The 11,877-nt window shown below is 65.9% G+C and carries 9 protein-coding genes; 4 read left to right on the forward strand and 5 right to left on the reverse strand.

The features are described 5' to 3' along the window. Positions 1–2: 2 nt before the first annotated feature. On the forward strand, positions 3–416 hold the full coding sequence (locus BR78_RS0110435) for a DUF4112 domain-containing protein (RefSeq protein WP_029936421.1): 414 nt from the start codon (positions 3–5) through the stop codon (positions 414–416). A 185-nt stretch (positions 417–601) separates the two neighbouring features. Here BR78_RS0110435 and nadC read toward each other — a convergent pair whose 3' ends face one another. The 5 genes from nadC to BR78_RS0110460 form a co-directional block, all read right to left on the reverse strand. Beyond that, positions 602–1,447, reverse strand: coding sequence for a carboxylating nicotinate-nucleotide diphosphorylase (gene nadC / locus BR78_RS0110440; RefSeq protein WP_029936422.1), 846 nt, complete (start codon positions 1,445–1,447; stop codon positions 602–604). Positions 1,448–1,530: 83 nt separating this feature from the next. Beyond that, entirely contained in the window at positions 1,531–2,979 is a 1,449-nt protein-coding gene (locus BR78_RS0110445) for an alpha/beta fold hydrolase (RefSeq protein ID WP_029936423.1), read from the reverse strand. Then, complete coding sequence (locus BR78_RS21975) at positions 2,976–3,470, reverse strand: hypothetical protein (protein ID WP_051683291.1); 495 nt, start codon at positions 3,468–3,470, stop codon at positions 2,976–2,978. The genes BR78_RS0110445 and BR78_RS21975 overlap by 4 nt, the downstream gene beginning before the upstream one ends. Continuing rightward, positions 3,467–4,024 carry an RNA polymerase sigma factor gene (locus BR78_RS0110455; RefSeq protein WP_051683292.1) on the reverse strand — a complete coding sequence of 186 codons (558 nt, stop codon included), beginning with the start codon at positions 4,022–4,024 and terminating at the stop codon, positions 3,467–3,469. Before BR78_RS0110455 ends, BR78_RS21975 begins: the two co-directional genes overlap by 4 nt. A gap of 291 nt (positions 4,025–4,315) precedes the next feature. Next, entirely contained in the window at positions 4,316–7,318 is a 3,003-nt protein-coding gene (locus BR78_RS0110460) for a TonB-dependent receptor domain-containing protein (protein ID WP_051683293.1), read from the reverse strand. A 254-nt stretch (positions 7,319–7,572) separates the two neighbouring features. Here BR78_RS0110460 and BR78_RS0110470 point away from each other — a divergent pair, with 254 nt between their 5' ends. From BR78_RS0110470 to BR78_RS0110480, 3 genes are all read left to right on the forward strand, one after another. Then, positions 7,573–8,097 (forward strand): gluconokinase, encoded by a 525-nt coding sequence (locus tag BR78_RS0110470; protein ID WP_331280240.1) that lies wholly within the window; start codon positions 7,573–7,575, stop codon positions 8,095–8,097. Between the two features lie 445 nt (positions 8,098–8,542). Beyond that, positions 8,543–8,761: a response regulator transcription factor gene (locus BR78_RS0110475; RefSeq protein ID WP_037566584.1), complete on the forward strand. Its 219-nt coding sequence runs from the start codon at positions 8,543–8,545 to the stop codon at positions 8,759–8,761. A gap of 103 nt (positions 8,762–8,864) precedes the next feature. Then, entirely contained in the window at positions 8,865–11,867 is a 3,003-nt protein-coding gene (locus BR78_RS0110480) for a glycosyl hydrolase family 28-related protein (RefSeq protein ID WP_029936429.1), read from the forward strand. Positions 11,868–11,877 lie beyond the last annotated feature (10 nt).

Genomic DNA, 11,877 nt, shown 5'->3' on the forward strand with positions numbered 1-11,877 from the left:
GAATGGCATCGGGCTGGTCTGCGGCAGCGAAGAACCTGCCGCTGGGCAAGGACCCGGTGTCGGTCCGCCGGCGGATCGTGGCGATGGAGCATCTGCTCGAGCGCAGCCTGACGATTCCGGGCACCCGCTTCCCGATCGGCCTCGACGTCGTACTCGATCTCGTCCCCGGCATCGGCACTACCGTCGCCGCGGCGATGGGCGCCTATATGGCGTGGGAAGCGCGCAATCTCGGCATGTCCAAGACCCAGATCGCGCGCATGGCGGGCAATGTCGGCTTCGACTGGATGCTGGGCCTGATCCCGTTCGTGGGCGCGATCCCCGACATGTTCTTCCGATCGAACTCGCGCAACCTGAAGATCATCAAGAAGCATCTCGACAAGCATCACCCGGCGACGGTGACGATCGACCAACGCTGATGTTGGATTCGGCGGGCTTAACTTCGCACTTTTCCCGCGAATCGTGACATAAAATTTCCCACTCGCGACAGATTATGACGCGAGGAACGACGTGACGTCCACGAATTCAAAGAGCGCGGCAAAGGCCCGCCAAGGCCCGCGCCGGCGGGCAGCACAACAGACGAAATCCAACATTGCAAGGCCGCTCAGGCGGCGGTGAAATCGAGCCCGATATCGGCAGCCGGGGCCGATTGGGTCAGGCGGCCGACGCTGACATACGTGACGCCCGACTCCGCGATGGCGCGGATCGTGTCGAGGCGGACGCCGCCCGATGCTTCGGTGGGCACACGGCCAGCGACCAGCGCCACGGCCTCGCGCAGCATGGCCGGCGCCATGTTGTCGAGCAGCAGGTGCGTGGCGCCAGCGTCAAGCGCGGGGGCGATCTGATCGATCCGGTCGACCTCGACGATGATCCGCGCGATCCCAGCCTCCACGGCGCGGCGGACCGCCTCGCCGATCGAACCGGCGACGCCGACATGATTGTCCTTGATCATCGCCGCATCCCACAGCCCAATGCGATGATTCTGCGCGCCGCCCATGCGCGTGGCGTATTTCTCGAGGACGCGCAGGCCCGGAATGGTCTTTCGCGTGTCGAGCAACGTCGCGCCGGTACCTGCGATGGCGTCGACATAGAGGCGCGTCATCGTGGCGATCCCCGAAAGATGCTGGACGGTGTTGAGCGCCGAGCGCTCGGCGGTGAGCATCGCGCGTGCCCGCCCCCGGAGGCGGAGCAGATCGGTGCCGGCAGGGACGCCCTGTCCGTCCTCGACCAGCCGTTCGATCCCGACTTCGGGATCCAGCGCGCGGAAGAACGCCTCGGCGATCGGCAGGCCGGCGACGGTGATCGCGTCGCGACTGTCCATCACGCCCTCGAACACCGCGTCGGCGGGGATGACGGCGGCGGAGGTGATGTCACCGGCATCGCCGAGGTCCTCGGCGAGCGTGGCGCGGACGAAGGCGTCGAGGTCGAAATTGTCGAGTGAGAAGGCCATGGGGCGCTTTATCGCCTGTTGCGCCCGGTTGAAATCGCCGAATGGCCGCATGGGCCAGGTCGCGATGGATGCCATCGATACGCTCATCGCTGGAACGGGATCGCCGGCAGGCGAACGCGGTCCACGCCGATCGCCCGGTCACGAAGGAAGTCGCGGAGCAGCGGCTGGATGGCGGGATCGCCGAACAGATCGAACTGGTGCGCGCCATTCTCGAGCACGATCACTTTGGCGTGCGGCAGGCCAGCCGCAATCTCGCGGGCGTTCTCGACCGGCGTGCGTGCGTCGAGATCGCCGACGAGGATAAGCGCCGGCACTGCGCTGCGTACCGGCCTGCGATAATCGGCCCCGAGATCGGCGTCGGGCCAGGCCGGCTGCAGGCCGATCGTCGGAAAATTCATCGCATCGCCCAACAGCGCCGCGCGCGCTTCGTGCCGGATCCGGTCGAGACGCTGCGGGCTCGCGCCGGAGGCGAGGTCCATCATGTATTTCATCGCCGATCCGAGCCGCCATCGCGTGCGCAAGGCCAGCGCGAGCGGGCCGATGCGGCGGAAATCGCCGGCTGCCATCTCCCGATACGCGATCGGCAAGGTGGCGAGCGCCCGCGGATCGGCAAGCGCCTGCGCGGTCATCCATTGCAGGTCGAATGCGCCAATCACGAGCTTGCGTTCCACACCGTCCGGGCCGGCTGCGTCCAGCGTCACGGGCGCGCGGCGGAGGCGCTCGAACACGGCGCGCATGGTATCCGGCAGCTCGGCTACGCCCGCCCGCTCGCCGATGCGGCGGATCACCGCATCGGTCTGCGAGGGTAATTTGAACGTGTGATCGGGACCTTCCGGGCCGACCAGTATCAGTCGCTCGACGCTGTCGGGGTGACGTCGGATCGTCGCTAGGGCGAGGTGTGAGCCGTAGCTGCGACCCCAGAGGTTCATCCCGGCATAGCCGAACGCGCGCCGGACCGCGTCGACGTCATCGGCGCTCTCCACAGTCGTATAGGAGGCGAGCCGAATGCCGGCCTCGGCGAAGCGCTCCGCGGCAAGACGCGACGCGCGCTCCATCAGCGGCAACCAGGCCGCAGCCGAGCCGGGTGCATCGAGAGGCAACGGAGTCGGCTCGGCCAGCGCGAGGCCGGGTTGCGACCGCCCCGTGCCGCGCTGGTCGAAACTGATCACGTCGCCGCCCATCAGATCGAGCAACGCCGCCGCCCGTCGTTCGGGCAAACCCGACACGAGCCGTATGCCCGAATCGCCTGGACCGCCCGCCAGCAGCATGTTCGCGGTCTTCCCCGCCCCTCCGGCCCAGCGCAGCCGGATGACCGCGAGATCGATCCTTCGAGAGTGCGTGGTCGCGCCGATGCGTTGTTCGGGGACGCTGACATAGCCGGTGGTGATTTCGATCGCGCGCCCATCCGGGGTGGCGATCGAGCGGATCTGGACCCGGTCGACAACGGGATCCGTGGACTGGGCATCGGCCCCGCCCGCGAGGGCCATTGCAGCGAAGGCCAGCAGGACCGCGAACAGGCGACGCGCGATCATCGTGCAACTCCGGCGTGAAGGGATTCGAGTTCGCGCCTGCGATCGAGGAGCGCCGCGAGGCGCCGTCGGGCGCGCGCGAGCAGCAGCCCGGAACCGGCGACGAGCGCCAGCCCCAGCCCGCCGGCGGCGAAACCCGCCGGCACATCGCCCGCGATCCCGATGGCGAACGCGCCGATCGTGAATATCGACGTGAAGATCACCGCGAGCCATCCGGCGACGACTCGCTGGCGGGCGAACAGCACGCGGCGCCGGGCGAGCACCCAAGCGGCATAGCCGGTCCAGATCGCGCCGATCATCGTCAGCACCGCCAGCGCTGCCCAGGTGCGCAGCGGCAGATCCGGCTCGGTCAGCAAAAGCGCCGCGAGGACCGTCGTCATCGCCAGCGCGGCGGCCAGCAGGACGCCGTGCGCGATTCGCGACTGCAGGGAAAGCTCGGCCCCGGCGATCCGCCGCACGCGATCGATTGCATCGACATCTTGGATGGCAGTCACGTCAAATCTCCTTCGAGCGCGAGGCGCAGCAGGCGCCTGGCACGATGCAGCCGCGATTTGACCGTGCCCGGGGGTATCGAGAGAGCGTCCGCCGTTTCCTCGATCGTCAGCTCGTGCAAATAGAACAGGGTCAGGATCTCACGCTCGGCGGGTGGCAGCCGGGCCAGCCCGAGCTCGATGTCCTCGCGGTCATGGCGATCTTCCGGAATCTCGTCCTCGGCCAACGGATCGACGGCGTCGCCGGGCGGCGGAAGGGTCCTGTATCGTCTGCGAAGCGTGTCGATGAACGCGCGATGCGCGATGCCGAACAGCCATGAACGGAAGCGACCCGGATCGTGGAGGCGATCGATTCCGCGCAGCACCCGCAGCCAGATGTCCTGCGTCAGTTCGGCTGCCGCGTCGCCATCTTGCGACACGCGTCGGGCATAGCCGGCGATCGGCGCCGCCCACCGCGCGACCAACTCGTCAAATGCGCGGCGCTCGCCCAATTGGCAGCGGATGACGAGCAGCTCGTCGTCGATTTGCGGTTCTTCGCTCGCGGCTGCTTGTCGCATCACTGGCCCCATCGTTTCCTTCGTAGTCGGTTCTCGACGGAAAAGGTTCACGTGGCGGCAGGCCGCTCCACTTGTGCGTGTCAGCGTGGGCTTTGGCAGTCGTTCAGCAAAAACGGAGAAGGGGCGAACACGGCCATCATGGCGCTACCAGGAATGCACCGTCTTGCCGGTCTTCCCTTCCAAAAAAATCGGCTTGGCGAAATTCCGGTCACGGCATGCCGCGCGATGCGGCCCTGTTCGTGAACATCGTAAATTTCGCCAAGCCCAGGGGAGGATCGGTCCGGCAGTCGATCAGAACCTTGCCCGCACGCCGATGCGATAGGTACGGCCGAGCGTGTCGTAGAGCGCAGGGTTCACGTCGAGGCCGGTATTGGTCTGCGGCGACGGCGCGGGATCATGGTCGAACAGATTGTCGACCTTGAAGTAGGTGCTGACGTTTTCGGTGATCTTCGCCGTGCCGCCGACATCCACATAGAAGGCGCCCTCCATGCGGTTACGATCGATGGTCGGATGGTTGGCGGTCGAAGCAGGGCAACTCGAGCTACACACGACATATTGGTTGCCGAACACGCCGTCCGAGAACCAGCGTTCCTGAACGGTGAGGCTGAACGCGTCGTTGTCGTAGGTCTGGATCGCCAGCCACTTCCAGTTGGGCGTGGCGCCGGTATTGGCGCCGGCCTGGTCGACCTTGTCGACGCCGGGCGCGCCCGCGTTGACCACGAACTCGCGGATATGGGTACCGAGCGCGCGGACAGTGAAGCTGCCCGGGAGGCCCAGCGGCCTGCTCCAGCGGTAGCTCGCCTCGATATCGAACCCGCTGGTCTTCCATGAGGCGAGATTGAACGGCTGGACGTTGATGAAGTTGCCGCCCTGCACCGGGCTGTTGAGTACGAAACCGCCGCAGAACGCCTGATTGCCGTCGAAACAGAGGCGGACGATCTGGTCCGCCGTCAGCGTCGAGATCACGCCGTTCAGCTTGATGCTGTAATAGTCGAACGAAAGGCTGAGCCCTGGCAACCATGACGGATTGGCGAGTGCGGCACCGATTTCGGTGTTGCGCGCGATTTCCGGTTTCAGATCGGGGTTGCCGATCGTGTTCTGGAACGCCTGCACCGCGCCGGCGGGCGGGAACGGATTGGCGAAGTTCGGCAGCGTCGTCACGGTCGGCGCCGCGAACAGCTCCGACAGATTGGGCGCGCGCACGTCTCGCGAAGTCACTGCACGCAGCCGGAAGCCGTCGAGCGGCGTATCCCAGGTGCCGCCGATCTTCCACGCCCAGACGGTGCCCGACGTGCTGTAATGCGTCACGCGGGCGGCGCCGGTCAGGTTCGCCTTGCCTGCCCCGCCGCCGTCGAACAGCGGCAGATTGAATTCGGCCGAGGCTTCGTACACGTCATAGGCGCCGCGGCCGTTCTTGTAATTGCCGGCCGCCCAATTGCTCCCCAAAGGTGCGTTGAGCAGCGGGTCTGCCGGATAGGCCTCGCTGTTCGGGCTCAGCGTGCTCACGCCCGCGCCATAGGGATCGGCGTTCACTTCGTAGAATTCGTGGCGATACTCACCGCCAAAGGCGAGCGCGAGGGGCCCTGCCCATAGATCGAACAGATTGCCGGAGAAATTGAGGCTGGCGACGTCCTGGGTCAGCCTGGTGTGCTGGAACGGGCCGTTCTGCGGCGTGACATAAGCGAGCGCCGCCGCCGAGGGGGCGAAGCCGCCGAAGATGTTGATCGGCTGGCATCCCGCCGCGCGCGCCGCGGGATCGGCACAGACGATCGCGCCGTTCAGCGTGATCGCGTTGGCCGCGGCGGCATAGCGGTTCTGCAGGACGATGTCGTTCACGTCGACGTCGGAGATGGTGGTGCCGTGCGCGTAATAGGCGTCGTAATTCCAGTCGCCCCCGCCCACGCCGAACTGCCCCTTGAGGCCGCCGACGACGCGATATTGGCGTCGATCGGTATAGACCCTCGGATCGGGGAAATTCCCGTTGCTCGTCCCGAAGTTGAAGGAAGTGATTCCTGCGCTGGTGCACCGGTCGCGAATGAGTTGCGGCAGGAACGGATTGGCGCACTGCACCGTGAGGCTCGGGCGGCCGTAACCCGGGCTCGGCTGGTTGCTGGTCTTGACCTGTGCCGCGCTGAAAGTGACGTAGACTTCGTTGTTCTCGGCGAAATCGTAACCGATCCGGCCGAAGCCGGTGACGCGCTGGAGCGCCGACACCAGAGATGCGCCGGATCCAGGCGCGCCCGACAGATCGCCGCCGACGCAGAAGCTGTTGCCGGAATAGCAATTGGACACGCGGCCATTGCCCAGCGGCGCCCCGCCCGATCCGTAATTGAAATTGTATGGCGCGCCGTTCACGTCGAATGCGATGCCTTGCAGCGGGCCGTTGTTGATCAGTCCGTAGCGGGCATATTGATAAGGCTGCGCGTAATCGCTGTAGACGAATTGCGGCAGGCCGTTGTTAGCCTGTCCGGTGTTGAGCAAGGTGCTGGCGCGATACCAGTCGCGCTTGCCGGCAAGGTCGGTGCCGAAATCGCCCGGGCCGACGCCCTCGTCATGGGCATATTCGCCGCTGACGACCAGGTGCAGTTTGTCGTCGAACAATGCCCCGCCCCAGGCGCCCTGCGCGAGGATCTGCGCATTATCGCCATAGGTGGTGATGCCGCCCTGCAGATTGGCCTTGAAGCCCTTGAAGCGGGTGTCGGTGATGAAGTTGACGACACCGCCGACCGCGTCCGAGCCATAGGTCGCCGAGGCGCCGCCGTTGACGATGTCGACGCGCTTGATCAGCAGTTGCGGGAACAGGCTGACGTCCGGCACGCCGGTGACGTTGGCGCCGGCCACGCGCTGGCCGTCGAGCAACGTCAGCGTACGGATCGGCTGAAGGCCGCGCAGCGAGAAGGAGCTGAGCCCCTGCAGCCCGCTCGAAGTACTGAACGTGCCCGTCGAAGTGCCGGTCGAGCCTTGCAGCGAAGGCAGCTGGGCGATCGTGTTGAAGATGTTGGGCTGCGCGTTGGCCGCGATCTGCTCCTCGCCGATGATCGTGGTGGGCGTGGGCGCAGTGAAGCCGCTCGAAAGGATGCGTGTGCCCGTGACGACGATGTCGCCCGGAGCTTCCGGCTCCTGTGCGGAGGGGACGGCCGCCTGCGCTTCGGCTTCCTGCGCAACGGGCTGGGCCGGCGCGGTCTGCGCGGCCGCAGGCGAGAAGGTCAGTGCCGTAGCGAGCGCCGCGAGACTGGTAGCGGTAACACGCGCGATCGCCGATGCGCGACGATCGAAAGAAAAATTCCCCATCATCCATCCCCGTCTTGTTTTTGGCGCGTGCGTTCGGTGACTCGCCACGCTGCAGTGTCTCGGTCTTACCGGATCAAGGCCCCCCCATCATCTACGACCATGGTCGCAGGCGTGGCCGCGGCGACCGCGACAAAGGTCGCAATGGTCAAAGCATGCCGCCCGCCCGATAGGATCGCATCGGATGCGTGGCTCGGGACCGCGCGAATGGTGACGAAAGGTTGAAGCCGGCGGTGCAATCACTGAGCAATCTGGAGGTATTGCCGCGCTGCGCCATCGTCGCGATGGGCGTGAGCGGCTGCGGCAAATCGACGTTGATCGAACATCTGGCCGCGCATCTCGCCTGCCCCGCGCTCGAAGGCGACGATTACCACGCCGCGGCGAGCATCGCCAAGATGCGCGCCGGCCAGCCGCTGGCCGACTCCGATCGCTGGCCCTGGCTCGACCGGCTCGGCGCCGCCATCGGCACGGCCGTGGCTGACAACGGTGTCGCGCTCGCCGCCTGCTCGGCGCTCAAGCGCAGCTATCGCGAACGGCTCGAGCAGGCGGCGGGCGTGCCGCTGCTTTTCGTGTTGCTCGACGGCCAACCCGAGGAAATCGCGGACCGGCTCGCCACCCGAACCGGTCATTACATGCCGCCCAGCCTGCTCGGCAGTCAGTTTGCCGCGCTGGAGCGTCCCATGCCCGACGAGCGGGCTTTGGTGCTGCATTGCTACGGCCCGGTCGAGCAATTGTGCAGCGAGGTTCTGGCATGGGCGAAGGTCGGGATCGACGCGACCCGCTAGAGTCGGATTCAGCTCATTTAGAACTGTTCGCCGGCCTTGGGTCCCAGTTTCGACGGACTTGAGAAGACATCCCGCCCTCGACAGTGACTCGCGACTGGGCCCCGGCCTTCGCCGGGGAACACAAGTGCGTCAAACCAGCCGGATCCATCTCCGTCCTATCGGCATCTGTCGCTGTGCCCAGGACCGATACCAGCGCGTCGCTGCGCGGCACCCTCACGACACAATCTGTTGGACAGATTTTTGCACAAAGGCACGAAAAAGGCTTGATTCGGGGAAGATTACCGGAACATAGTCAAAACCTGTCCAACTGATTCCATCCAACTGGAACACGGACGCATCTGCCGCAGACACGGAATCGCGGCACGACAGGCCAAAGAGCCGAGGGAGCGAGGATGCTATGAAGGGAAACTTCGAAGATGGCCCGACGGCCGCGAAACGCGCCGAAATGCCCGCCACCAGCGCGCCGTTGCGGCTGACGCCCACGCAGATCAAGGTGATGCGCGGCGTTCGCTCGGGCCAGCTCAACAAGCAGATCGCATTCGAGCTCGGGATCGCCGAGGCGACCGTGAAGGCGCACATGACCGCGCTGATGCGCAAGCTCAACGTGCGCAATCGGACGCAGGTCGCGATCGCGGCACAGGAATTCGCCCTGTCGGGCTTCTGATACCGCTTCCGCTCCCCAAAGCGGGGTCGCTGCTGATCCGGCCGTACCGCTGACCGACGGAATGCCGGCTATCCTTCGAATTGGTCCATCCGGGAGATAGACGATGAAGGCCATTTGCCTGCTCTGCGTCGCTTTGCTGCTGTCGCCTCTCCCCGCTTTGGCCAGATCGACTTCGGTCTATCTGACCGCTCCGGACGATCCGCGCGCCGTCACGGTGAAAGGCGTCGGCGATGGCCGCGCCGACGACAGTGCCGCGATCCAGCATGCGATCGATGCCGCGGCCGTGGGAGGCCATGGCGGCGTGGTTTTCCTGCCCTCGGGCCGCTACCGGATCAGCCGCACGATCTTCGTGCGTTCGGCCGTGCGCATATTCGGCGTCGGGGCGACGCGACCGATAATATCGCTTGCCGACAATAGCGCGGGCTTCGGCGCAGGCGTGGCGGCAATGGTCAGCTTCACGGGCGAGGACCAGTATCGCGTCGGCAACGTGCCGGTGCCCCCGCCGACCAGCGTTCCGGCCAATCCGAACATCTTCGACGCGACTTCGAGCACTTTCTATTCGGCGCTGTCCAATGTCGATTTCGAGATCGGCCAAGGCAATGCCGGCGCCGTCGCGGTGCGTTTCCGCGTCGCCCAGCACGGCTTCCTGCGCCATATCGACTTCCACCTCGGATCAGGCCTTGCCGGCATCTACCAGGCGGGCAACGAATGCGAGAACCTCCGCTTCTATGGCGGGCGCTACGGCATCCTTACCGAAAAAACCTCGCCCGCCTGGCAGTTCACGCTGATCGATTCCGAATTCGAAGGCCAGCGCGACGCCGCGATCCGCGAGCACGAAGTCGACCTGACCTTGGTCAACGTCGCGATCCGCGACACGCCCGTCGGGATCGAGATCGATCGCGGCCATTCGGACTCGCTGTGGGGCAAGGACGTTCGCTTCGAGAACGTCTCCCATGCCGGCGTGGTGATCTCGAACGAAAACAACGTCTTCACGCAGATCGGCTTCGACAATGCGATCGCGTCGAACACGCCGGTCTTCGCCCGCTTCCGCGACAGCGGGAAAACGGTGCCCGGGCAAGGCCGGCATTACCGCGTCAGCGACTTCTCGTATGGCCTCAAGCTGCCCGCGCTCGGCCAGATGGGCGAATTCGCGACCGACGTGACCATGGCCCCGCTCGTCCGGATGCCGGCGCGCCGCGCACCGGCGATCCGCGCGCTGCCGCCGGTGCGGGAATGGGCCAATGTCCGCGGCCTCGGAGTCAAGGGAGACGACGAGACCGACGACACCGCCGCGCTGCAGCGGGCAATCGACACGCACCGCGTGCTCTATTTGCCGATGGGCCGCTACCGTGTCACCGACACGATCAGGCTGCGCCCCGACAGCGTGCTCATCTCGCTGCACCCGAGCCTCACCCATCTCTATCTGCCTGACGAGACGCCCGCTTATATGGGAGTCGGCAGCGCCAAAGCACTGATCGAGAGCGCTCGCGGTGGAGATGCGATCGTCTCCGGGCTCGGGCTGTGGACCGGCGGCGTCAATCCGCGCGCCACTGCACTGCTGTGGAAAGCGGGTGCGGCGTCGATGGTCAACGACGTCAAGATCCAGGGCGGCGGCGGCACGGTGCTGACCAAGGGCAGCCCGATCGGTTTCGGCGACCCCAAAGCGCGTTTCGACGGCCAGCATCCCAGCATCTGGGTGACAGACGGCGGCGGTGGCACCTTCGCGGCGATCTGGTCGCCCAATACGCTGGCATCGGCGGGCTTCTATGTCTCGAACACCCGTACGCCGGGCCATGTCTACGAGCTTTCGGCGGAGCATCATTATCGCGTCGAGATCGTGCTCGACAATGTCGAGAACTGGGAATTCCTCGCCCCCCAGACCGAGCAGGAGGTGCGCGACGGCGTGAATGCGATCTCCACCGAGTTCCGCAACTCGCGCAACATCCTGTTCGCCAATTATCACGGCTATCGCGTCACCCGTTCGATCAAGCCGATGGATGCGGCGGTGAAACTGTACAATTCCAGCGATATCCGCTTCCGCAACGTGCATGTGAACGCCGAGAGCGGCTTCGCCAGCTGCGACGCCAAGGGCTGCGGCACCTATCTGCGCGCGAGCAAGTTTCCCTTCGAGAACGCGATCAAGGACATGACCGGACAGCGCGAAGTGCGCGAGCGCGAGTTCGCCCGGCTCGATCTGCCGGCTACTCCCGTCCCCGCCGCCACTGCATCGGCGGTCCCGGTCTCGCCCGACGTTCGAAAGCTGGCGGACGGCTTCTATTCGATCGCGGGCGCGGCGGTCGATGCCAAGGGCAAGCTCTATTTCGTCGACCGCCAGTTCCACCGCATCCATGGCTGGTCGCAAGCCGAAGGCCTGTCGATCCTCGCCGACGCGCCGCTCGATCCGGTCAATCTGGCGATCGATCGATCGGGCAGGCTGATGGTGCTGTCCTCGGCCGGACGCGATGCGACGGTCTACAGCATCGATCCGGCCAGACCCTCCGACGTGCGCGTGATCGCGCCGACGCCGGCCAAACCGCGCGACGGCGCCGCGACGGCGCTGCCGGTCAACATGTGGGCGAATGGCGAATTCGCGGACCGGATCGATCCGGCCACCTACCAGTTCCCGACGCTGGCCGACTTCTTCCTGCGCGCGATGGCTGCCCCCAAGCCGCAGGAATATGTCTCGCCCGACGGATCGCTGGTTCTCCCTGCATTCCGCGTCTGGAACCAGGGGCCCGACGACCATCAGGGCTGGCGTTGGTCGGACTCGCTCGACGCTTATGGTCTCGTCACCGCGCGGCCCGGCGAGCGGGTGGTTTTGACGAACGCGTCGGAAAACCGCACCTATAGCGGGCTGGTCGGTGCGGCCGGCAGCGTCACCGATCTCCAGGTCGTTGCCGATCGCGGCGGAGAGAGTGTCGCACGCGACGCCGCCGGCAACCTCTATGTCGCGAACGGACAGGTGTTCGTCTACGACGCCGGCGGAAAGCCGATCCGCCGCATCGACATTCCCGAACGCCCGCTGCAAGTGCTGATCGGCGGAGCGGACCGGCGCACCCTGTTCATTCTCACGCATCACAGCCTGTACGCGGCGACGCTCCAGTGAGGGAGGAAGT

Source organism: Sphingomonas sp. UNC305MFCol5.2 (assembly GCF_000712135.1).
In the GTDB taxonomy this organism is placed as follows: Bacteria; Pseudomonadota; Alphaproteobacteria; order Sphingomonadales; family Sphingomonadaceae; genus Sphingomonas.